The organism is Algorimicrobium algoritergicola (genome assembly GCF_008086165.1).
Classification (GTDB): domain Bacteria; phylum Bacteroidota; class Bacteroidia; order Flavobacteriales; family Flavobacteriaceae; genus Algorimicrobium; species Algorimicrobium algoritergicola.
The window spans coordinates 1-23,314 of the sequence record NZ_VSKL01000004.1; the positions used below are offsets into that span (position 1 = coordinate 1).

Below are 23,314 nucleotides of genomic sequence, written 5' to 3' on the forward strand. Positions count from 1 at the left end.
CTTGTAATGTAATTGTTACTCGTACTTGGACATTTACGGACTCTTGTAATAATACATCGTCTGTATCGCAAACAATAACAGTTGCGGATACAATTGCACCTGTTGTTCCTGCTGCACCTGCTGATATTACTGCACAATGTGTAACAGAACTACCAGAAGCTATAAACTTAACAGCTACAGACAACTGTGCTGGTGATATTGTTGCTTCGCCTGTAGATACTACGGATGATTCAAATCCTTGTAATGTAATTGTTACTCGTACTTGGACATTTACGGACTCTTGTAATAATACATCGTCTGTATCGCAAACAATAACAGTTGCGGATACAATTGCACCTGTTGTTCCTGCTGCACCTGATAATGTAACTTACCAATGTATTACTGAAGTACCTGTCGCAGCTGATTTAAATGCTGTAGACAATTGTACTGGTAACATTCTAGGTATTGCTACTGATGTAACTGATAATTCAAACCCTTGTAATGTAATTGTTACACGTACTTGGACATTTACGGATGGCTGTAATAATACATCTTCTGTATCTCAAACCATAACGGTTGCTGATACTACGGCCCCAGTAGCTACAAATGATTTATCTGACATATTTGTTAATTGTGCAGATGTACCTGATGCTCCGACTCTAGTCTTTGACGATTGTTCGAGTGATGTAACGATAGTTAGTTTTGAAGAAGTAAACACTTCAGACGGATCTGAAACAGATTATGAAATTATTTGGAACTGGACAGTTGTTGATGCGTGTGGAAATGAAGCACAATTAAGTCAAGCTGTTTACGTAACAAATGAAAACAGTATCATAACGGTAAATGATGATCGCTGTAATGATGATGGTATAATTGATTTGTTTGATTACTATAATGGATCAGACACGTCAGGAACATGGATAGCATTATCTAATACTGTAACCTTAAATGGCAATTTATTCGATCCTTTAACTGTTGATTTAGACGATTACACGTTTAGTTATACGATTATGGAAAATGGCTGTACAAGTACAACTCGAGTAACCATAAATGTAAATGATGATTGTGTTGTATTAGCTCCTGAACCTTGTGATAGAGAAAATATAGTCGTTTCGACTGCTATAACACCAAATGGTGATCAATGGAATGAGAATTTTGAAATCTCTGGTGTTGATACCTGTGGATATGCATATGATGTTCAGGTCTTTAATAGATGGGGAGCAATCATATACAAAGCAAATAACTACCAGAATAACTGGAATGGTACAGCGCACAAATCATCTGTTGGTGGTGCAGACAAAGTGCCTAATGGAACATATTATTATATCATTAACGTAAGAAATAGTGGATTTAAACCATTAACAGGTTACTTCTACGTAGGAACCAAATAAAACATTAACCTATGAAACTTATAAAACATTATATAATTGCACTAGCATTATTGAGTTGTACGGTTGGAATTGCTCAACAATTACCACAGTTTACCCAATATATGTATAATACCATCTCTATAAACCCTGCCTATGCAGGTAGTAGAGAAACGTTAAGCGTTGTTGGTTTACACAGAAGTCAATGGGTTGGCTTTGATGGTGGACCAATAACCCAAACCCTGTCTGTTCATTCTCCTTTAAGGAATGACAAAATAGGTTTAGGATTGTCCTTTATTAATGACAAATTAGGTGATGAACGTTTTTCATACCTGTATGGAGATTTTTCATATACCATACAAACAGGTCAGAAAACGGAGTTAGCATTTGGTATCAAAGCTGGTTTCACAAGTTATACGCTAGACAGATATTCTGCGGATAGTTCGGGTGATCCAAGCATTTATGGTATTGATGATCGTTGGGATCCAAATATTGGTGCAGGTGTTTATTGGCATTCAGATAGATGGTATCTAGGTTTATCCACACCGCGTATTTTAACCAATGATTATAACGATGACACAGGAGTCGGTCAAGACTATGCTGCATTAGAACGCGTGAGTTACTACTTTACAGGTGGATATGTTTTCACCTTAAGTGAAAACACAAAACTAAAGCCAGCATTTCTTTTGAAAGCAACCAATGGTGCACCACTCTCTTTTGACCTTACTGCCAACTTCTTATTCTATGAGAAATTTTGGGCAGGAGTAGGTTACCGAATCGATAATCAAACCTCTGCTTTAGCTGGTATAGTTGATTTTCAAGTATCAAAGCAACTCCGCATAGGCTATGCTTATGAATATCCACTATCAGACTTAATTGACTACACTGGAGGAACCCATGAAATATTGATCATGTTTGAATTATTTAAAACAAAACGAATCAAATCACCAAGATACTTCTAAAATATAATCGTATGAAAACTAAAATTATATTCACATTTATTGCATTAAGTAGTACGTTTCTATTTTCGCAAAAAAGAGTAGCTGACATATTCTTCGAGAATTACTCGTATGTTAAAGCTGCAGAATTATATGAAGAAACCGTTAGAAAAGGTGATAGTAGTGAGCATGTATTAACACGTTTAGGCGATTGTTATTATAACAACTCGGATACTGAATCTGCCGCAATATGGTATAAATTAGCCTTAAATAAATATAAAAAGGTAAATCCTGAATATATTTATAAGTACATCCAAACGCAACGTAGTTTAAGTAACTATGAGGAAGCTGACACCTGGTTAGCTACATTTAAAGACATTCAAAATGATGACAGACGCGCAGATGATCTGGACGGAAGTAATATTGCACTTTATGAATCTTTAGAATCCTTAAAAGGTGTTGAAGTAAAAACTAAAAACCTGGATATTAATTCGAAATATTCTGATTTTGGCGCATTTGTATATAATAACAATATGTACTTTGCTTCTGCAAGAAATACAGATAACGATATTTACAAATGGAATAATGAACCCTATCTTGATATCTATTCTGCGGAAGTTAGTAATGGCGAGAATAATATTGATAGTATCTCAAACCCCACTAGTGTCATTATAAAAGGAAAAGACCGAAATGATGTTCATGAAGCTAGTGTTGCGATAACTAATGATGGAAATACCATGTATTTTACACGTGATAACGTCAACAAGAAAAACAAACCTATCTACGATAAAAAAGGAACATCACATCTGAAAATTTACAAAGCAACTAAATCTGAAGATGGGAACTGGGATAATGTAATAGAGTTACCGTTTAATGATGACATATACTCTACTGGCCATCCAACTTTAAGTCCTGATAACAAAACACTGTATTTTGTTTCTGATCGTGAAGGTGGTTTAGGGCAAACCGATATTTATCAAGTTGCTATTCGTGGGGAATCTTATGACGCTCCCGTAAATTTAGGCAAAAAAGTAAATACAGAAGGTCGTGAAATGTTCCCGTTTGTTGCAAAAGATAGTACACTTTATTTTTCATCTGATGGCTATTTAAACCTTGGTTTATTAGATATTTTTAAAACAAACATCCTTAAAGATGCGGAAGCTGAAGTGGAAAATATGGGAGCACCATACAACAGCGGCTTCGATGATTTTGCATACTTTGTAGATAGTGACACACAAAAAGGATATTTCTCATCTAATAGAGCCGATGGAAAAGGTGGTGATGATATTTACGGATTTGTAGCGCAACCTTGCAAACAAATTATTACAGGAACGGTTAGAGATAGTAAATTACTAACGCCAATTCCAATGGCAACCGTTCAATTAATTGATGAATCCGGTAAGATTGTAGCCGAAGTAACAAGTGATGAAAACGGTCTATATGAAATTGAAGCCGACTGTAGTCAAAAATATAAAGTTCTCGGTATGAAAGCCGATTACAAAGACGACTTGAAAGATGTTGAAACAACAGATGTTACTGGTGAAGAACATGTAGTTGACTTGAATTTAATACCGTTAATTAATGATAATGAAATCGTGATTAATCCTATTTTCTTCGACTTTGATAAATGGGGAATTAGAGCTGATGCTGCTTATGAGCTGGAAAATATTGTTTCAGTCATGCGAGCACATCCGAACATGGTAATCAAAATTGAATCACATACAGATAGTCGTGGTGGTGATAACTACAACTTAAAACTTTCAGATAGAAGAGCGAAATCCACACAAGAGTATTTATACTCAAGAGGCATTACAACAGATCGTATTGAAAGTGCTATAGGATATGGAGAAACCCGTTTAATAAATGAATGTTCAAATGGCGTTAAATGTACCGCTGAAAAACATCAAGAAAACAGACGTTCTAAATTTATTATCTTAAAAGATAATGATTAATTAACAGTTGTTTTTAAACATACAGTTAATAAGATTTGCGAACTGATTTAATATGCTTACACATCATTAAAACCTTCCTAACAATAGTCTTAATAACTATAAAGCCACTCCATTCGGAGTGGCTTTTAAATTTAAAATACAAGACAAATTTTGAATTTATTATAGTAAATTTATCACCTAAAAAAATAAATCTCAATCTACTAATAAACTAAAATGAAAAATAATCTATTAAAGGTTTTACTTATATTTTGTATTTGTTATTCAGCGCAAGCTCAAACCCAAACACCAATGGCTAGTGTTGAGAAATCTGTTTTTGGTATACAAACTGGCTTTCTGGGAATATGGGTTCACAATGAAACCAAATTAAGCAATAGTATTGCATTAAGAACAGAAATAGGTTTGGAAGCTGGTATTTTTGATGGTGCTAATTATCCTAAAACGGGATACTTTTTAGTTCCTGCAATCACATTAGAACCGCGTTGGTATTATAATCTAAATAAACGTGTTAAAAAGTCAAGAAATATTTCTGGTAACAGCGGAAATTTTATAGCATTAAAAACAACCTACCATCCCGACGTAATCGTTGTTTCTAATTATGACAATGTCAATTTTATAAGTGATTTTTCTATTGTTCCAACCTGGGGAATTAGACGTCAAATAGGAAAACATTTTAATTACGAAACAGGAATAGGCATTGGATATATTCACTTTTTTAATCCTAATAATGTCTCGTTTGATAATGAGGCAGATCTAGCTCTTAACTTACACTTACGACTTGGCTATCGTTTTTAATTTTAGGAATTAATAACAATCAAAAAACTACCAACCTGGTAACCCAAGTGGTAGTTTTTTTATAAAAATAATCTAAATAGAATCTTATTTTATTTCTTAACAAATATGTTAGTGTAATACCAATCGCCATCAGCATTTTGATCAGCTGATAAATCAAAATCGGTAAAGTCTCCTTCTATATTCGCTTTATGATTTGTACTATTTAACCATGCTGTTACAACCGTTTGAGCAGATGTAAAACCATAAGCTACATTTTCCGATACATTACGAGCACCTAAACTACTTTCTAAAAATGATTTGCGTTGGTAAAAATTATCATGAGAAACATTATTATTCGTAATCATGTATTCTGTATGATTAAATGCTTGCGCTTTAATAATACCAACATTGTTTAGTGGATTTAATCCTTTGCTTAATCTGTAGTCATTAATAAGTTCCATAATTTCAATTTCTATGGTCTTGGTTTGAGGAACTACCAGATTGGCAGTACTCATATCTGCAGCTTTATCATCAATGGGATCAGAAGAACAGGAAGTCATAAACATGACTAATAATACCATTGCTGGTAGTAAAGTAAACTTTTTCATTATTAGGTTATTTAGATTTGGGATTATAAAAATAGAATCCTATCTCTAAACAACTGTTAATAAAATGTTAAAATCGATAAACAGCGCGCATTTAATCGATTTTTAATGTGTTTTATCGATGAAATGCATTTTGTAAATCAAAAATTATGTATTTCATCGTTATTATCATGGCGATAATCGATTTTTCACCCAATTGTACTCTGCATCCATTTGATAATGAATTCGATCATGCAATCTATTAGGTCGTCCTTGCCAAAATTCAATAGAAATTGGCCTTACCATATAGCCACCCCAAAAATCAGGTCTTGGAATTTCTTTTCCTTCGTATTGCTGTTCTAAATTCTTTAAATCGGTTTCTAATTGTGCCCTATCTTTAACAACAGCGCTTTGATTAGAAGCTATAGCACCTAGTTGACTTCCTCTTGGGCGTGATTCAAAATAACCATCGCTTAAATTTTCTGCTAATTTTTCGGTGACTCCTTTTATAATTATTTGTCGCTCCGCTCCATGCCAGAAAAACGATAAACAAACATTCGGGTTTTTAGCAATAGCATGACCTTTTTCACTTTCATAGTTTGTAAAGAATATAAATCCTTCATACGTGAAGCGTTTAAGTAACACGACACGATTTTTAGGAAAACCATCCAATCCTATCGTTGATATAGTCATAGCATTGGTTTCATCTCCCTCAAAATGTGTATCTACTTCATGAAACCATTTTTTAAAGAGCTCCATAGGATTTTCAGGTGTTTCTTTTAATAAAAGTTCACCTTTATCATAGGTTTTTCTATAATTACTTAAGTCTCCGTCCATTGACAATGTCATTTAAATTTTTGTACATTTGCACTGAATATATATGCAATTAACGCCCTAAATTTAAGCATTATTTAATAGAATGAAATTTGAAAATAGTATTTATTTCAACCAATTAAAACATCAAAAAGTGGTATTTCCATTTGGCATCTATTATCTGTTTGATAATTACATCATTGCCGAACACACGGAAGAAATCCACTTCGATTGGCCAGAAATTAAACAAATATCCGATTATCTGATTGATTTTTATGGACCGAATTTAAAAATTGGTCATATAACAAATCGTATAAACCACTACTCTATAGACCCAAATTTATGGCTTAAGTTCAATAATGAGTATGGATTTGTCATTGCATCCGCTATTGTAATCTATGATGACTTTGGGTATCGAAATGCAACGTTAGAAAAACAATTTTCTACTAATAGTATTAAACGCTGCACGAGTCTAGAAGAAGCTATTTATTTTATGCAAAACTTAAAAGAGTTTAAAACGTAATTACCTTGCCATCTCTAGCCAATTCTATAGGTTCAAAAATAGTTTCAGCTTCTAATTTAAAATCTTTTAAATTATCGTAACGTGTGGAATAATGCCCTAAAAGCAACGTACCTACTCCAGCCTGTTTGGCAATGCTAGCTGCTTGCTTAGCGGTACTATGTTTGGTTGGTGCTGCTAATTTTTCATGCTTTTCTAAAAAAGTGGATTCGTGATACAGCAAATCAACGCCTTTTATAATTGGAATGATAGCTTCTGAATAAGCTGTATCGCTGCAAAACGCGTAACTTTTTGGTTTAATTGGCTCATTCGTAACCTCATGATTTGAAATGATTATTCCGTCCTTATTTTCTACATCAAAGCCTTGTTTGAGTTTTCTATAATAAGCCACATCAATATCTGCATTTAAAACTGCATTCATATCCAGTTTGCGCTCACCTGGTTTTTCTTTAAATAGAAAACCGTTGGTGTAAATCCTATGGTCTAGAGGAATGGTGTGAACTTCCACTTTGTCATCTTCAAAAATTAGTTCGGAATTCTTCGAAGTTAATTCATGAAAAAAAAGAGGGTAATTTGTCCAAGATTCGGCCAATTTCATTTGAAGGGTAATGATATCTTTTAAACCTTTTGGACCGTAAATATGAAGTTCAGTTTCACGAGTTAATAAACGAAATGTAGAAATTAAACCAACGAGCCCAAAAAAATGATCGCCATGTAAATGAGAAATAAAAATATGCTTGATTCGTGCAAATTTGATTTTATTTCGGCGTAATTCTACTTGAGTGCCTTCACCACAATCTATTAAAAATAAATGGTTATTTATTTCCAGAACTTGAGCCGTTGGATTCGTGTCCGTTCGTGGTGTGGCGCTATAACAGCCTAAAATGGTAAGTTTCATTCTTGTTGTTTGTCGTTTGTTGTTAAGTCGTTAAGCGTTCAGACAGCTTAACACCATGCGACTTAACAACAAACTTTTTTATAAACCTAAATCGCGTTCCATTTCTTCCATTTCAATAATATCATGCGCTTCTTTAACGGTTGGAACCACTACCAGTTCATCTGGCATATCGTCTAAACTTGCTTGATTAGTAACAATAACAAACGATTGTTTTGCTTTTCTATGCTTATTTGATAATTGAAGGAACTCAACAATATCTTGTAACACCACAGGCTTTAAAGTATTTAAATTAACAATAATATTATCGTTTTTAAAGCGTTCGTAAAGCACGTCTATTTTTTTGATTAATTCAATTACCGAAGCTTTCTCTTGGGTAATGGTCGTTGTATTGTCAGTTTTATCGAAAATCATAGGGTTATTGTTTTATTTTGGATGCTAGTAAATAAATAATAGCCATTCTTACAGCTACACCATTTTCTACTTGGTTTAAAATAATAGCTTGGTTGGAATCTGCAACCTCACTGGTGATTTCTACACCGCGATTTATAGGCCCAGGATGCATAATGGTTATTTCCTTGTTTAAACTATTAAGAACATCCATTGTTACGCCATATTGTTGGGTATATTCTCTGGTGGATGGAAAATAATTAACTTCCATACGTTCGTTTTGAACCCGAAGCATATTAGCAACATCACACCAATTTAGAGCTTTTAGCAAATTGGTTTCTACTTTAACGCCTAATTTATCAATGTATTTTGGCAAAAGTGTTTTTGGTCCGCAAACCATCACCTCTGCTCCTTGTAACTGCAATGCAAAGATATTTGATAGGGCAACTCGACTGTGTAAGATATCGCCAACAATAACCACCTTTTTTCCTTTTACCTCTCCTAATCGTTCTCTAATGGAATAGGAATCTAATAAGGCTTGTGTAGGATGTTCATGCGCGCCATCTCCAGCATTTATAATACTCGCTTTCACGTGTTGCGATAAAAATACACTAGCGCCTGGATTGGGATGACGCATAACAACCATATCCACTTTCATGGATAATATGTTACTAACCGTATCTATTAAGGTTTCTCCTTTTTTAACCGAAGATTGTGATGCAGAAAAATTTATAACATCGGCTGAAAGTCGCTTTTCGGCTAATTCAAACGATAATTTAGTTCGGGTAGAATTTTCAAAAAATAAGTTAGCAATCGTAATATCTCGAAGCGAAGGCACTTTTTTAATGGGTCTGTTTATCACTTCTTTAAAGTGATCCGCAGTTTCAAAAATAAGCTTGATATCGTCTTTATTAAGATATTTTATTCCTAATAAGTGGTTGACACTTAATTCGCTCATGATTTTTAATTATTCATTGTTAACTATTAATTAAATAAACGGCATCTTCTCCTTCGTTTTCAACCCAATTTACTTTTACGCGCTCATCATTTATAGCATCTACTTGTCGGCCTTTATAATTAGGCTGAATTGGTAAATGCCTGCTAAAGCGTCTATCAATTAGGGTTAAAAGTTCAATTTCGTGGGGTCTGCCAAAAGATTGAATGGCTGTTAAGGCTGCACGAATGCTTCGTCCAGTATATAAAACATCATCTATAAAGACAATTTTCTTGTCTTCGACTAAAAAATTAATTTCGGTGGTATTGGCTTCTAGGGTTTTTTCGCCGCGTCTAAAATCATCTCTAAAAAATGTAATATCTAAAAGGCCTAATTGAACATTTTTGATTTTATAGTCCTCTTTTAACATGGTAGCTAAACGGTTGGCAAGAAACTTACCACGAGGTTGAATGCCTATTAAAACCGTATTGGTAAAGTCCTTGTGATTTTCAATAAGTTGGCAAGCCAATCGATGAAGAATGATGTTGATTTCCTTGGCGTTAAGTAACACTTTTTGACTCATAGACTATCCAAACATATTTGCTAAACAAAGTTACGGTAAAAAAATTGAGTTCACAATGCTTTTATAATACAAAGCATTTGTATGATTGATATTGCAAGTAAATTGCAAGCATAAAAAAAGCCTTCAATTTCTTGAAGGCTTTTTAGTATTATAGAATGGTGAAATTACTTTCCTTCCATTTTATTTTTAAGAGCTTGTAAAGCATCATTGGCATCACCTAAAGTTGGTTTTGCTTCTGCAGCTGCACTACTAGCAGCAGCTTTTACATTTGCAGCTTCTTCTTCTCTGAAGATTGCTGTATGCGACGCTACTACACGTTTGAACTCTTTATTAAATTCGATGATTTTGAATTCAGCTTCTTCGCCTTTTTTCAATTTCTTGCCATCTTCTTTTTCAAGGTGACGAGACGGTACGAAAGCTACGATATCTTCATTAAAATCAATAGTTGCACCTTTGTCAACGATTTCAGTTAATTCAGCTGTATGAAGCGTTCCTACTGCGAATTCAGTTTCATATTTATCCCAAGGGTTGTCTGTAGTTTGTTTGTGTCCTAAACTTAATTTACGACCTTCAACATCTAATTCAAGAACAACTACATCTAATGTATCACCTACATTACAGAACTCACTAGGATGCTTGATTTTCTTAGTCCAAGATAAATCAGAGATGTAAATTAATCCATCAATACCTTCTTCTAATTCAACAAACACACCAAAGTTTGTAAAGTTACGTACAATACCTGAATGCTTAGAACCTACAGGATATTTTTTAGTAATATCAGTCCATGGGTCTGGCGTTAATTGCTTAATACCAAGAGACATTTTACGCTCTTCTCTATCTAAAGTTAAGATAACGGCATCAACCTCATCTCCTACTGAAACGAAATCTTGTGCTGAACGTAAGTGTGTAGACCAAGACATTTCTGATACGTGAATTAATCCTTCAACACCATCAGTAACTTCAATAAATGCACCGTAATCTGCAATTACAACTACTTTACCTTTTACTTTGTCTCCAACTTTAACTTCTTCACCTAATGCATCCCAAGGATGTTTAGATAATTGCTTAAGACCTAATTGGATTCTAGATTTGTTTTCATCAAAATCAAGAATTACAACATTTAATTTCTGATCTAACTCAACAATCTCATTTGGATGGTTGATACGAGACCAAGAAAGATCTGTAATGTGAACTAAACCGTCAACACCACCAAGATCAATAAAGACACCATAAGATGTAATGTTTTTAACAATACCTTCTAATACTTGTCCTTTTTCTAATTGACCAATAATTTCTTTCTTCTGCTCTTCAATATCAGCCTCAATAAGGGCTTTATGAGAAACAACAACATTTTTAAATTCGTGGTTGATTTTAACAACTTTGAATTCCATTGTTTTATTAACATACTGATCGTAATCGCGAATTGGCTTCACATCAATTTGAGAACCTGGTAAGAATGCTTCGATTCCGAAAACATCTACAATCATACCACCTTTAGTTCTACACTTAACAAAACCATTAACGATTTCACCTGTTTCATGAGCTGCATTAACGCGATCCCATGCTTTGATAACACGTGCTTTTCTGTGAGATAATACTAACTGACCTGTTGCGTCTTCACGAACATCAATTAATACTTCTACTTTATCACCAACTTTTAAGTTAGGATTGTAACGGAATTCGTTTAATGAAATAACACCTTCAGATTTTGCGTTGATGTCAATAATGGCATCACGATCTGAAATGTGAATCACTTCACCTTCAACAACTTCATCATCTAAAGTGTCTACGAAATTTTCTGCTACTAATTTTTCAAATTCTTTTAATTGAGAATCTTCAACCTCATCAATACCTTCTTGGTAATTATGCCAGTTAAAATCTTGTAAGAATTTTTCAGGATTTGCTTGAGCTTCAGATACTACTGGAGCTTCTGCTGTTTTTACTTCTGTTGCTTCCGTTGCTTCAACTTCTGCTTGCTTTGCTTTTTCAGCCATTTAATATAAGTTAATATAATGCGTTTAGAGATTTCCGCCTTCGCGAAACCGCAATCGCATTATGTTTTGTATTCTGTGTTGTTTTAGAAACGTTAGGCGACTAACACACAGAAGGATTATTGTTTTTTAGTTTATTCCTTTTATTTTCCAACGCGTCGCTAAAAGGAGTGCAAAAATACTATATTTTCTGCAATTAAACAATAAGTAATTTTCTAAAAATTAAAGATTTAGTTATTTTCTTGTATCGCTGCTTCTGCCAGCTTTACGATTTTCTGGAATTGTTGGTCAAGAGACAAATGAGAATTGTCTATTTCAATAGCATCATCTGCTTTTCTTAAAGGCGAATCTTCTCGGTTAGAATCAATATAATCGCGCTCTTGAATATTATGGAGTACATCATTATAAGTTACAATATCTCCACGATTAATGAGTTCATCAAAACGACGCGTAGCACGTGTTTCTGACGAAGCATTCATAAATATTTTGAGTTCCGCTTGAGGAAACACAACGGTTCCAATATCACGACCATCCATGACCACTCCTTTTTCAGCACCCATTTTTTGTTGCTGTTTTACTAATTGATAGCGCACTTCTGGGATAGCGGCAACTTGACTCACAAAATTAGAGACTTCTAAAGTACGAATGGCTTTTTCTATATTTTCACCATTTAAATACACATCAGCAACATTTGTGGTTTCGTTTAGTTTGAAATAAACAACCACATCATGAAGTTTAGATACCAAACCGACCACATCAAATTGTGTAGCGTCAATAAAACCATATTTCATGGCATAATACGTCACGGCACGATACATAGCACCCGAATCCACATAAATATATCCTAAATGTTTGGCTAATTGTTTGGCAACAGTACTTTTACCTGTTGAAGAAAAACCGTCTATGGCAATTGTTATTTTTTGCATTTATCTTAAATCTAATTGCATGCCGAAAAAATTGGCATTGGATGCGCTTGTATATCTTACATGCGTAAAACTAAATCTAAATTTATTCAATTTCAGTCCAATTCCCGCAGAAATACCTGAAAAATTTCGTTGATCTACAATACGAAGCTCCTCACCTTTTCTGAAATTATAACCTAATCGGATATTAAAAGCGCCTGCTGGAAAAATTTCAGCACCTAATATAGTATGTCTGATAACATTCCCGAAGAATCCAACTTTCTCTTGTGTTTGATTTCCTTCTAAATCCGTTTCAGCACGAGCAGGATTAGAAACGCCAATTGGCCATTTTTGTAAATTTTCAAAAGTAACGTGCCAACGTAATGGTACGTTTTCTAATGTTTGCGACATTCCAAAAGCGACTTCAAACGGCAACGGCTCATTTTGTCCTGCATAGGTTGTTATTTGTAATCCTAAATTACGCACTACTAATGTAGCTTGAAATTCAATATCTTCATTTACATACATCAAACCAGCATCTAAAGCAGCTCCGAATGAGTTGTATTGTTCTAATTTGGATGTAATTAGTTTCACGGTTCCTCCTAAATAAAAATCGGAATAACCAATTTGTCTGGAATGTCCAAAGGATATAGCAGCTTCATTTCCACTGAAAGAGCCTGTGGAATTTCCTTGTTCGTCATAGCCATCAAAGCTTCCGTAATTTATATAGGTAACACCTCCAAAAAATGTGAGCGTGCGTCTATCCCAAGTATAGCCATATGCTGCTGTTCCGTAACTTATGCCTCCCAAATAGCTAGAATAGTTTAGTGCTAATTGATTATCCATTTCGTCATTTATGGCTGCAGGATTGGTCAATGCTTGACTAACATCATAATCGAGATTGGTAAACACTTTACCACCTAAAGCGGCTTGACGTGGCGAAGAAATTAAATTCAAAAACTGATATGTAGATTCACCACCAACTTGCGCAACCGCAGAAAGGCATAAAAGCAAGCAAAAACCAGTGGTAATTTTCTTTAACATATAAGGTTACGACGAAAGTAAGTCTATCTATAAACGGCTGCAAGTATAATTTATTTTTGCATCATAAAAAAACCTCGAAAATAATTTCGAGGTTTTAATCTATGTAACGTCACTTTTTACAGTTTTTTGGCATTCTTCACCTTCTGATTTGTGAGTGCTAACTTAATAACATCGCTCATTTCAGAAACATAATGAAAGGTTAAACCTTTTAAATATTCTGGTTTTATTTCTTCAATATCTCGCCTGTTTTCTTCACATAATAAAATTTCTTTTATACGTGCGCGTTTCGCAGCAAGAATTTTCTCTTTAATACCTCCTACTGGTAATACTTTACCACGCAGTGTAATTTCGCCAGTCATAGCTAAATTGTTTTTTACTTTCTTTTGTGTAAATAAAGATACTAATGATGTTAACATGGTAACACCTGCACTTGGCCCATCTTTAGGTGTTGCTCCTTCTGGCACGTGAATGTGTACATTATATTTATCAAAAATATCAGGATCTAAACCTAATTCTTCCGCATTGGATTTAATATATTCCATGGCAATCGTTGCCGACTCCTTCATTACTTTCCCTAAATTACCTGTAACCGTTAGCGTTCCTTTTCCTTTAGATAAAATAGATTCAATAAATAAAATATCACCCCCAACACGTGTCCAAGCTAATCCTGTAACTACACCTGCTACGTTATTATTTTCGTACTTGTCGCGAAGCATTTTTGGTCCACCAAGTACTTCAATAATATCTTCATTGGAAATTTTTACGTTATACGTTTCTTCCATGGCAATGCTTTTGGCTGCAAAACGCACCATTTTAGCCAATTGTTTTTCTAAACCACGTACACCAGATTCTCGTGTATAACCTTCTACTATTTTTTCTAATTGCGGCTTGGCAATTTTAAGATGCTTATCAGTTAACCCGTGTTCCTTAAGTTGTTTTGGCAATAAATGGCGTTTAGCTATTTCCACTTTTTCCTCAATGGTATAACCCGTTACATTTATAATTTCCATTCTATCCAATAATGCTGGTTGAATGGTAGATAAACTATTGGATGTAGCAATGAACATGACTTTAGATAAATCGAAGCCCATTTCTAAAAAGTTATCATGAAACTCGCTGTTTTGTTCAGGATCTAAAACTTCCAACATAGCAGATGATGGATCGCCTTGATGCGAATTAGACAATTTATCAATTTCATCTAAAACAAAAACGGGATTGGATGTTCCTGCCTTTTTTAAACTCTGAATAATACGTCCTGGCATAGCACCAATATAGGTTTTACGATGTCCACGGATTTCCGCTTCATCACGTAAACCACCTAATGACATACGCACATATTCACGTCCCAATGCTTCGGCTACAGATTTCCCTAATGAGGTTTTACCAACACCTGGAGGTCCATATAAACATAGGATAGGCGATTTCATATCTCCTCGTAATTTTACGACCGCTAAATGTTCAATAATACGACGTTTTACATCATCTAATCCATAATGATCACGATCTAAAATACGTTGGGCACGTTTTAAATCGAATTTATCTTTACTGAATTTATTCCATGGCAAATCTAGAAATAAATCCAAGTAATTTCGCTGTATAGAATATTCTGCAACTTGTGGATTCATGCGTTGCATTTTAGCTAATTCTTTTTCAAAATGCTTGGCTTCTTTAATTCCCCATTTCATTTTTTTAGAACGCTTACGCATTTCTTCTAATTCCTCATCATGACTCACACCACCTAATTCTTCCTGAATGGTTTTCATTTGTTGGTGCAAGAAATATTCGCGTTGTTGTTGGTTCATATCGCTTTGAACCTTGGATTGTATATCATTTTTAAGTTCCAATTTCTGGAACTCCATATTCATATATTTCAGCGTTTCGAGAGCACGATCTTTTAAATCGTTGGTTTCTAATAAACTTTGCTTTTCCGTAACACTCAAGTTCATGTTAGAGGAGACGAAGTTTATCAAAAATGAATTACTCTGAATGTTTTTAATAGCGAAAGATGCTTCACTTGGAATATTTGGGCTTTCCTCAATAATTTGAAGGGACAGTTCCTTTATTGAATCAATGATAGCTTCAAATTCTTTGTTTTGTTCAGCTGGTCTTGCTTCCGGAACATCTTCAATTGTTGCTTTAATATATGGATCTTCTGTTAATACTTCCTTTATTTTAAAACGTTTTTTACCTTGAATAATAACGGTTGTGTTACCATCAGGCATTTTTAAAACTTTTAAAATACGCGCTACAGTTCCTGTTTCATGAATATCCGAAGCTTTTGGGTTTTCAACCGCTTCATCCTTTTGTGATACCACACCAATTACCTTACTGCCTTTATTGGCATCGTTAATTAGTTTAATGGATTTATCACGACCAGCCGTAATAGGAATTACCACACCTGGAAACAAAACCGTATTTCGTAATGATAAAATAGGAAGCGTTTCTGGTAAAGCTTCGTTATTTATTTCTTCTTCATCTTCAGGTGTCATTAAAGGAATTAATTCTGAATTTTCGTCAAAATCTTGAAATGACAAACTGTCAAGGTTTAAAAAATTAGATTTCTTCATAGATATATTTAAGTCATTCTGTCATTAATTTGGGTTAAAAACAGAATCGTCTTTATGTTTTAATAATTCATTTTAGAAATACACAACTCGTTATCAGCCATTCAAACCGTATTACAGCTATATATTTGCCTATAGTATTCAATTTATATGCCATGAATATAAAGTGCGCTAAAACTATTTCATTTTGTGTTGATTGATATGGTTTTTTAATTGGACCATCTATAAATGCGCATATGTTATTAAAATTTTTCAACGACAATATCTTGCATAAAACAGCTATATTAATAAGACAATAAACGTTTTAACACGTTAGGCATAATAGTTAGATAATTAATTTTACCGGATAATTTATGGTTGTTTTTGTTAACCTTTTAATTCCTTACACATTAATAGGTAGAAATATTAAACAAACAAATTATGAGAAAATTACATTTATATGCCATTACTACCTTGCTAATTTTTGCATTTAGCGCGCCTTTACATGCCCAACGCGGTATGATTAAGCGAAAAATTAAAAATGATATGAAGGAGAAATATGCTGAACCGGAAAGAGAAAAAGGACGCGATGCCGTCCGCGATGTGACCTACGAAAATGATACGCGCTACCCAATACCAGAGAATCCAGTAAAAGCAACACTAGCAATGGAAATTAAATCCTTTAAAAAAAATGGCAAATTAGATGATACAAATACGACAAAACTCGTTTTTGGTGAAACGGGTGAATGCATGATTATGAATGAAAATGATAAAAATGAAACCCGAATGCTTTTTGACTATAAAGGTGCAGCCATGTATATGGTAAATCCTAAACAAAAATCGGCTACAAAAATGCCCATGATTAATTTTCAAAAAATGGCTCAACGCATGGCTGAACATCAAATGGATTTGGATGACGATACTGGAACTTGGGAACGCACTAATGAGCAGAAAGAAATTAATGGTTATAAATCCCGTAAATATGTTTATACCAATGCAGAGGAGAAAACTATCACCCATGTTTGGGTTACCCAAGATATTACAATCGATTTAAGCGAAAACCACCTTTTTGGCGGACAGGTAAAGAATTTTATAAATTCGCCAGCCGTCGCTAATTCATCTAAAATAGACGAAAACGCACCAAGGGGTATGATGATACGAAGTGTTTATTTTGAAAAAAACCGAGACACACCTAGTATGCAAATGGATGTAACGGAGTTTAGTGAAAATTCAGATCCTAATTATTTTGATTTAAGTAATTATGAGGTGAGCGATGTTTTAGGTAAATTATAATTTTAAGTGTTTTATTTGTTATTAATATAATCTCAATTTACAAACTAATTCAGCGTTCAAAAGCATCCAATACATTTTGGTTTATTCCAAAGTATTGGATGTTTTGTTTTGCAATACACTTTGTTGTTCTTATTTCACCTAAAATTCACAATAAATTTAGCAAACAAATGCTATCAACTGAATACTAATTCAAATGCTTTGCATATTCATTTAAACACAACTAATTCGGATTGGGTATATCGTATTATAATAACAACAAAAGTAAATCTTACTAAAGACTCTATTTAAAACTTTTAGGAATTTCACTAATTCTCTTGTTTACCTTTCTTTTTGCTAAGCACTAATGTATTGAAGTTAGTTTTTTTTAGGCTTCCAAAAATATACACTTAAAATTTAAATTAAGAAATACTATGCATATTATGAAACCCTTTTTTTACAGACTTACAACGTTATTGTTTTTATTAACGCTAAATGGTTGTAGTAGCGATGACGACGCTCCAACTCCTACCCCAACGCCAATTGCAACATTAACCAACATTTTCCCTAATAGCGGTCCAAAAGAAACCCAAGTTACAATCTCTGGAAACCATTTTGGGCACAGTCCAGATGCCATAAGTGTTTATTTTAATGATGTAGAAGCAACAGTACAAACTGTATCCAATACAGAAATTATCAGCATGGTACCAGCAAGATCTTTTACAGGATTGGTTAAAGTCATAGTTAACGGCACCCAATTAATAGGGCCAGAATTTGAGTATATTATTTCAGATATTCAAGTAAGTACCATTGCCGGAAGTACACAAGGTTTTGCAGATGGTACGGGAACCAGCGCACAATTTTATAATCCTGTTGGTATAACAGTTGATAATCAAGGTAATATTTTTGTTGCGGATAGTGAAAATAATAAAATTCGCAAAATAACGTCGGATGCTGTGGTTAGTACCATAGCAGGAAGTAATTCAGGATTTGAAGATGGCCAGGGAGCTAATGCACAATTTTCTAGACCAGAAGGCATTACCAGCGACAGCCAAGGGAATCTTTATGTAGCAGATAGCAGAAATCATAAAATACGCAAAATAACGTCCAGTGGCGAGGTTAGTACCCTAGCAGGAAATAGCGCTGGATTTCTGGATGGAACCGGCGCCAATGCACAATTCAACTTTCCAACTGGAATTACCATTGATAATCAAAACAACCTTTATGTAACGGATATGGATAATAATAGAATTCGAAAAATAACTCCAAATGGTGTCGTCAGCACTCTAGCTGGCAGCACTGCTGGTTTTGCGGATGGAACAGGGCCAGATGCACAATTTAATCAACCAATGGGAATAACCATTGATAGCCAAGGTAATCTCTTCATAACCGACAACGACAATTTTCGAATACGAAAAATTACGCCGAATGGCACTGTTACAACCCTAGCAGGAAGTACAGATGGTTTTTTAGATGGCCCAGGATCAACGGCACTATTCAGCTGGCCGACAGGAATTGCTATAGACATTCAAGATAACCTTTACGTGGCGGATTTTTATAATAATAAAATACGGAAAATTACGCCAAATGGTATGGTTTCAACCATAGCTGGAAGTACAGATGGATTCGCTGATGGTATAGGTTCTGATGCACAATTTTCTAAACCTATTAAAATAACCATTGACAGCCAAAATAATCTATATATAACAGATTATGAAAATAATAAAATTCGAAAAATAACCCAAGAATAATTAGTGTTTTATTTTACAAAATAAGATTGCAAGAATTTTACTAGATTTTATGTTAACCTTTCATTTTTATATACATTAATAGTATAGAAAACGTATTAATTAACTTACAAAACATGAACAACAAATGAGTACAAATAGAATTTTAAACCTTAAAAACAAAGAGTAATTTAATGAGGCATATTCTGCCTAATCATTACAAAAGAAAACACAGAAACTATTTTTGTTAAACTATATAATAAATAAAACCAATTATGAAAAAATTACAAATTACATTAAAACCTTTAATCTTTTTACTTGCCATTGGCTTCGCTATTACGAGCTGTAGCAGTGACGACAGTATAGACCCCGTTCCGCAAAGTATTATTCCTCCAACACTTTTGGACTGCGATTTCTTTAGTGCTGGAGGTGATATTCATCTCGAAAATGTCCCTGGTGCGCCAGTAGATTATATTATAAGTTGTGACCCAAAAATCACAAGCAATTTTAGCATAGATGAAGGCGTTGTCATTGCATTTGAGAAAAATGCAGGGCTACAATTTATTGATGATGCCAATTATAAAATAGAAATGAATGGAACATCTAGTAATCCAATTATTTTAACAGGTACAGAGAAAAATAAAGGGCATTGGAGAGGTTTATTAATGACAAGTGATAATCCTTCCAATATTATGAGCCATGTTACTGTTGAATACGCAGGACAAATTCGTCCAGGAGGCTGGAACTATAAAGGGGCGGTTATCGGTGCTTGGGGAGGTGTTATGAACCTTAATAATGTTACCATACAAGATTGTCAAGAAATTGGATTACATTGGGAAGCTCGTGCCGGTAATTTACTTATAGCAAATTCAACCTTTACACGAAATGATGTGCCAATTGTTACCAATCCAAATCATATCAACTCAATTGATGAAAGCAGCACCTATACAGGTAATGTAAATGATTATATCAGATTGGAACACACCGATGTTAACAAAGATATTACATTTCATAATATTGATGTACCATTTTTCTCCAATGGATTTAAGCCAAGCAATAGCGCTAAAAGGCGATTTACATTTGCACCAGGCGTTACATTAATTATGGATGCAGGAAGTGAAATTCGTTTTAATAATGCGTTTTCATACCAACATGAAACTATTATGGTAGGTACTGCAGATGACAGAATCACTATTAAAGGAAAAGAAGCGGTTGCTGGTTATTGGAAAGGATTGATTGTAGAGTCTAATAGTCCACTGAATGAAATAGGCTTTTTAGATATTTCTAACGCAGGTCAAACCACAGGTGATCCAAATGGTGCTATTAAAATGGGGTATTCAAGTTATTTGAATATTCACGATGTTAACTTTATCAATTGTTATGAATTCGCAATGAGTCTTGATTATCGCCTAACACTATTTCATTTAGAATTTAACAATTTGGTTTTAGATAATACACCAAAATTATTTTCGGATAGACATGGAGCTGAAGTAATTGATCCTTTCAATCCATAATAGATTTACAAGGTTTATTCCCAAATCAATAATTAGTCTGTTAGACCATTAATAAAGGCGCCCTTTTAGAATCAAATCTAAAGGGGCGCTTTTTTCATTAGCTAGAATTAAAACACCAATTAAATCTTATATTGTTTTTATCACCAATTCAAAAAATTCAACTAGTGATTTTATCTTTTATCTAAAGTAATTCTACCTTCTCCAAAACACGCATTCATTTCAATGAGAATTTGTTACAGAAGCTATCTTCAATTGACTTCTTAATCCATAAATTTAAAGAATGCTTAAACTTTTTTCTTTTAAAGTGTAACAATTCGTTTTTTGTAGCATCTTTATAATAACAAACCGATTTATTTTTGACACTAACCACAAAAAATATTGAAGAGCTCATTGCTTTGTGCCAATCTGGGAACCAACAAGCGCAGTTGGAAATTTACAACAGATATTACAAAGCCATGTATAATACCGCTTTTAGAATTGTAAAAAATTCTTTTGAAGCTGAAGATATTATGCAAGAGGCATTTTTATCTGCTTTTACCAAGCTAGATACATTACAAGAAGCAACAACATTTGGAGCTTGGCTAAAACGGATTGTGGTGAATAAAAGTATTTATCATTATCATAAAAATGATAAGCATCAAAATGTCCCTGTGGATGCCGTTTTATATAAATTAGAAGATGAAAGCTCTAGTATAAGTCGTGAAGAAACAGAAAGTACCAGTAAGGTAAAAGTAATTATTCAAGCCATAAACAGTTTAAAAGATAATTACAGAATTGCACTAACCCTCCATTTAATTGAAGGATATGATTATGAAGAAATTGGCATCATTACCAATGTAACCTATGCTAATTGCCGAACCACAATTTCACGTGCAAAAGAAAAATTAAGGCAAGCCCTTGAACCTATTATAAATTATTAAAACAGTTATTATGAAACCAGACGATTTAGATACGTTATTTACTGATTTACAAGCTGATTTTGATATAGAACAGCCTAAAAACAATCATGAAGAACGATTTTTAGCAAAACTAAATAAACAGGCAATTACTAACAAACCGAAACCTAAAGTTCGAAAATTGTGGTTACCAATTATAGGTGTTGCGGCATCCATTGTATTATTGGTTTCATTAGCTATTGGAACCAATTCAAATTCAGAAATCACAGGATTAGCAAGCGTTTCGCCAGAAATGGCTAAAACAGAAAGTTTTTTTACAGCTACTATTTCTGCGGAATTAAAAAAATTAGAGGCATCCTCCAATAGTAAAACACGCTTACTTATTAAAGATGCTATGGTGCAGCTAAACAGATTGGAAGCAGAATATAAAATTCTTATTTCCGATTTAATTGAAAGTGGACAAGATCAACGTGTTATTTATGCTATGATTTCCAATTTTCAGAATCGTATTGAAGTTCTAGAAAACACCTTAAAACAAATTGAACACGTAAAAGAATTAAACAACAACTTATCAGAAAAAACGCTTTAAAATATACCTCATGAAAACAAACATTTTATATAAACTCGTCTTGATTTTTGCGCTTTTACCTATAGTGGTTTCAGCAACAACAAATCCTGAAAAACGGGATAAACACTCCGAAGAAAAAACAATTAAGAAATCTTATAATGTCTCTAAAAATGCGACCTTAAAAATTGATAATAGTTATGGCAATTTAGATATTATTACATGGAATGAAAACCGTATTGAAATTACGGTAAACATTACTGTTAGCGGTAATAATGAAGATAAAGTGCGTGAAAAAATTGACAATATTAATGTCGATTTTGAAGCGAGCACAAATTACGTTTCAGCAAAGACTATTTTTAGTAAAGGAAAATCCAATTCTTGGTGGAATTGGGGAAGTAACAGTAGTATTAATATGAAGGTGAATTATGTGATAAAAATGCCAATGACCAATTCCGTTGATTTAAGCAATGATTATGGCAGTATTAATTTGGATAAATTAGAAGGAAATGCCAAAATTAATTGTGATTACGGTAAAATCACCACCAAAGAGTTGATGGGAAATAATAATGAGATTGAATTTGATTATACTAAAAATTCCTACTTCGAATATATAAACAACGGAACTATAAATGCCGATTACAGCGAATTTACCGTTGCAAAAGCTAAAACTATCAACCTAGAAGCCGATTATACCAACTCCAAATTTGAAACCATTGAAGATTTAAAATACGATTGCGATTATGGGTCACTTACAGCTGATAGAGCTAATAATGTGAGTGGATCTGGCGATTATTTAACCATTGTTTTAGGTGATATCTATAAAAACGTATCTATCGATTCAGATTATGGTTCTATTAAAATAAAAAACATCAAAGCAACAGCTAAAAACATTACTATAGATTCAGATTATGTTGGTATACATATCGGATTTGAATCGGGTTATCATTTCAACTTTGAAATAGATTTGGATTATGCCTCGCTTCGCAGTCATGAAGGTTTTGAGTTTAACAAGAAACGCGATGAATCTACAAGCAAATATTACCAAGGTTATTACGGTTCATCTAACACTAGTAATAACATTAAAATAAATTCAGATTACGGAAGCGTAACCATTGACAAAAACTAAATAGCAAT

General features: G+C 33.7%; 21 protein-coding genes. 11 read left to right on the forward strand and 10 right to left on the reverse strand.

Annotated elements, in window-relative coordinates; all coding sequences use genetic code 11:
• The 4 genes from ES675_RS10635 to ES675_RS10650 form a co-directional block, all read left to right on the forward strand.
• Window positions 1-1,370: gliding motility-associated C-terminal domain-containing protein (locus tag ES675_RS10635; protein ID WP_148367441.1), on the forward strand; the 1,370-nt coding region annotated here is incomplete at its 5' end.
• A gap of 11 nt (window positions 1,371-1,381) precedes the next feature.
• Complete coding sequence (locus ES675_RS10640) at window positions 1,382-2,308, forward strand: PorP/SprF family type IX secretion system membrane protein (RefSeq protein WP_066256068.1); 927 nt, start codon at window positions 1,382-1,384, stop codon at window positions 2,306-2,308.
• A gap of 11 nt (window positions 2,309-2,319) precedes the next feature.
• A complete protein-coding gene (locus tag ES675_RS10645; RefSeq protein WP_066256063.1) occupies window positions 2,320-4,236 on the forward strand; it encodes an OmpA family protein in 1,917 nt (638 codons plus the stop codon).
• 213 nt (window positions 4,237-4,449) lie between these two features.
• The gene (locus tag ES675_RS10650) at window positions 4,450-5,028 is read left to right on the forward strand and encodes a hypothetical protein (protein WP_066256057.1); all 579 of its coding nucleotides are present in this window, start codon (window positions 4,450-4,452) and stop codon (window positions 5,026-5,028) included.
• A gap of 89 nt (window positions 5,029-5,117) precedes the next feature.
• On the opposite strand, the gene ES675_RS10655 is transcribed toward ES675_RS10650, so the two are convergent.
• Window positions 5,118-5,615: a CAP domain-containing protein gene (locus ES675_RS10655; protein WP_066256054.1), complete on the reverse strand. Its 498-nt coding sequence runs from the start codon at window positions 5,613-5,615 to the stop codon at window positions 5,118-5,120.
• Window positions 5,616-5,780: 165 nt separating this feature from the next.
• The gene (pdxH, locus tag ES675_RS10660) at window positions 5,781-6,428 is read right to left on the reverse strand and encodes a pyridoxamine 5'-phosphate oxidase (protein ID WP_066256076.1); all 648 of its coding nucleotides are present in this window, start codon (window positions 6,426-6,428) and stop codon (window positions 5,781-5,783) included.
• Between the two features lie 82 nt (window positions 6,429-6,510).
• Here pdxH and ES675_RS10665 point away from each other — a divergent pair, with 82 nt between their 5' ends.
• Window positions 6,511-6,927, forward strand: coding sequence for a hypothetical protein (locus ES675_RS10665; protein ID WP_066256051.1), 417 nt, complete (start codon window positions 6,511-6,513; stop codon window positions 6,925-6,927).
• On the opposite strand, the gene ES675_RS10670 is transcribed toward ES675_RS10665, so the two are convergent.
• The 8 genes from ES675_RS10670 to lon all read right to left on the reverse strand — a co-directional run bounded on the left by ES675_RS10670 (window position 6,917) and on the right by lon (window position 16,230).
• Window positions 6,917-7,822 (reverse strand): ribonuclease Z, encoded by a 906-nt coding sequence (locus ES675_RS10670; protein ID WP_066256049.1) that lies wholly within the window; start codon window positions 7,820-7,822, stop codon window positions 6,917-6,919. The two genes, ES675_RS10665 and ES675_RS10670, sit on opposite strands and share 11 nt — an antisense overlap.
• A gap of 78 nt (window positions 7,823-7,900) precedes the next feature.
• Window positions 7,901-8,233, reverse strand: coding sequence for a ribonuclease Z (locus ES675_RS10675; protein ID WP_066256044.1), 333 nt, complete (start codon window positions 8,231-8,233; stop codon window positions 7,901-7,903).
• 4 nt (window positions 8,234-8,237) lie between these two features.
• The gene (locus ES675_RS10680) at window positions 8,238-9,167 is read right to left on the reverse strand and encodes an aspartate carbamoyltransferase catalytic subunit (protein ID WP_066256042.1); all 930 of its coding nucleotides are present in this window, start codon (window positions 9,165-9,167) and stop codon (window positions 8,238-8,240) included.
• A 19-nt stretch (window positions 9,168-9,186) separates the two neighbouring features.
• On the reverse strand, window positions 9,187-9,726 hold the full coding sequence (gene pyrR / locus ES675_RS10685; protein ID WP_066256037.1) for a bifunctional pyr operon transcriptional regulator/uracil phosphoribosyltransferase PyrR: 540 nt from the start codon (window positions 9,724-9,726) through the stop codon (window positions 9,187-9,189).
• Window positions 9,727-9,890: 164 nt separating this feature from the next.
• Window positions 9,891-11,720 carry a 30S ribosomal protein S1 gene (gene rpsA, locus ES675_RS10690; RefSeq protein ID WP_066256034.1) on the reverse strand — a complete coding sequence of 610 codons (1,830 nt, stop codon included), beginning with the start codon at window positions 11,718-11,720 and terminating at the stop codon, window positions 9,891-9,893.
• A 227-nt stretch (window positions 11,721-11,947) separates the two neighbouring features.
• The gene (cmk, locus tag ES675_RS10695) at window positions 11,948-12,643 is read right to left on the reverse strand and encodes a (d)CMP kinase (RefSeq protein WP_066256031.1); all 696 of its coding nucleotides are present in this window, start codon (window positions 12,641-12,643) and stop codon (window positions 11,948-11,950) included.
• Window positions 12,644-13,663 carry a type IX secretion system protein PorQ gene (gene porQ, locus ES675_RS10700; protein ID WP_066256027.1) on the reverse strand — a complete coding sequence of 340 codons (1,020 nt, stop codon included), beginning with the start codon at window positions 13,661-13,663 and terminating at the stop codon, window positions 12,644-12,646.
• 116 nt (window positions 13,664-13,779) lie between these two features.
• Complete coding sequence (gene lon / locus ES675_RS10705) at window positions 13,780-16,230, reverse strand: endopeptidase La (RefSeq protein ID WP_066256023.1); 2,451 nt, start codon at window positions 16,228-16,230, stop codon at window positions 13,780-13,782.
• A 417-nt stretch (window positions 16,231-16,647) separates the two neighbouring features.
• Here lon and ES675_RS10710 point away from each other — a divergent pair, with 417 nt between their 5' ends.
• From ES675_RS10710 to ES675_RS10735, 6 genes are all read left to right on the forward strand, one after another.
• Window positions 16,648-17,499, forward strand: coding sequence for a hypothetical protein (locus tag ES675_RS10710; protein WP_066256017.1), 852 nt, complete (start codon window positions 16,648-16,650; stop codon window positions 17,497-17,499).
• A gap of 419 nt (window positions 17,500-17,918) precedes the next feature.
• Window positions 17,919-19,226: an NHL domain-containing protein gene (locus ES675_RS10715; RefSeq protein WP_197503514.1), complete on the forward strand. Its 1,308-nt coding sequence runs from the start codon at window positions 17,919-17,921 to the stop codon at window positions 19,224-19,226.
• A gap of 251 nt (window positions 19,227-19,477) precedes the next feature.
• The gene (locus ES675_RS10720) at window positions 19,478-20,716 is read left to right on the forward strand and encodes a hypothetical protein (RefSeq protein WP_066256013.1); all 1,239 of its coding nucleotides are present in this window, start codon (window positions 19,478-19,480) and stop codon (window positions 20,714-20,716) included.
• Window positions 20,717-21,072: 356 nt separating this feature from the next.
• Complete coding sequence (locus ES675_RS10725; protein WP_066256010.1) at window positions 21,073-21,636, forward strand: RNA polymerase sigma factor; 564 nt, start codon at window positions 21,073-21,075, stop codon at window positions 21,634-21,636.
• Window positions 21,637-21,646: 10 nt separating this feature from the next.
• The gene (locus ES675_RS10730) at window positions 21,647-22,201 is read left to right on the forward strand and encodes a hypothetical protein (RefSeq protein ID WP_066256007.1); all 555 of its coding nucleotides are present in this window, start codon (window positions 21,647-21,649) and stop codon (window positions 22,199-22,201) included.
• A 10-nt stretch (window positions 22,202-22,211) separates the two neighbouring features.
• Window positions 22,212-23,306 (forward strand): DUF4097 family beta strand repeat-containing protein, encoded by a 1,095-nt coding sequence (locus tag ES675_RS10735; protein WP_066256002.1) that lies wholly within the window; start codon window positions 22,212-22,214, stop codon window positions 23,304-23,306.
• Window positions 23,307-23,314 lie beyond the last annotated feature (8 nt).

Coding starts and splice junctions, on each gene's coding strand:
- pyrR (WP_066256037.1), bottom strand. CDS start 9,726: ATGAGTCAAAAAGTGTTACTTAACGCCAAGGAAATCAACATCATTCTT.
- ES675_RS10670 (WP_066256049.1), bottom strand. CDS start 7,822: ATGAAACTTACCATTTTAGGCTGTTATAGCGCCACACCACGAACGGAC.
- ES675_RS10730 (WP_066256007.1), top strand. CDS start 21,647: ATGAAACCAGACGATTTAGATACGTTATTTACTGATTTACAAGCTGAT.
- ES675_RS10655 (WP_066256054.1), bottom strand. CDS start 5,615: ATGAAAAAGTTTACTTTACTACCAGCAATGGTATTATTAGTCATGTTT.
- ES675_RS10710 (WP_066256017.1), top strand. CDS start 16,648: ATGAGAAAATTACATTTATATGCCATTACTACCTTGCTAATTTTTGCA.
- ES675_RS10715 (WP_197503514.1), top strand. CDS start 17,919: ATGAAACCCTTTTTTTACAGACTTACAACGTTATTGTTTTTATTAACG.
- ES675_RS10645 (WP_066256063.1), top strand. CDS start 2,320: ATGAAAACTAAAATTATATTCACATTTATTGCATTAAGTAGTACGTTT.
- ES675_RS10665 (WP_066256051.1), top strand. CDS start 6,511: ATGAAATTTGAAAATAGTATTTATTTCAACCAATTAAAACATCAAAAA.
- ES675_RS10680 (WP_066256042.1), bottom strand. CDS start 9,167: ATGAGCGAATTAAGTGTCAACCACTTATTAGGAATAAAATATCTTAAT.
- ES675_RS10735 (WP_066256002.1), top strand. CDS start 22,212: ATGAAAACAAACATTTTATATAAACTCGTCTTGATTTTTGCGCTTTTA.
- lon (WP_066256023.1), bottom strand. CDS start 16,230: ATGAAGAAATCTAATTTTTTAAACCTTGACAGTTTGTCATTTCAAGAT.
- ES675_RS10640 (WP_066256068.1), top strand. CDS start 1,382: ATGAAACTTATAAAACATTATATAATTGCACTAGCATTATTGAGTTGT.
- cmk (WP_066256031.1), bottom strand. CDS start 12,643: ATGCAAAAAATAACAATTGCCATAGACGGTTTTTCTTCAACAGGTAAA.
- ES675_RS10675 (WP_066256044.1), bottom strand. CDS start 8,233: ATGATTTTCGATAAAACTGACAATACAACGACCATTACCCAAGAGAAA.
- ES675_RS10720 (WP_066256013.1), top strand. CDS start 19,478: ATGAAAAAATTACAAATTACATTAAAACCTTTAATCTTTTTACTTGCC.
- pdxH (WP_066256076.1), bottom strand. CDS start 6,428: ATGGACGGAGACTTAAGTAATTATAGAAAAACCTATGATAAAGGTGAA.
- rpsA (WP_066256034.1), bottom strand. CDS start 11,720: ATGGCTGAAAAAGCAAAGCAAGCAGAAGTTGAAGCAACGGAAGCAACA.
- porQ (WP_066256027.1), bottom strand. CDS start 13,663: ATGTTAAAGAAAATTACCACTGGTTTTTGCTTGCTTTTATGCCTTTCT.
- ES675_RS10650 (WP_066256057.1), top strand. CDS start 4,450: ATGAAAAATAATCTATTAAAGGTTTTACTTATATTTTGTATTTGTTAT.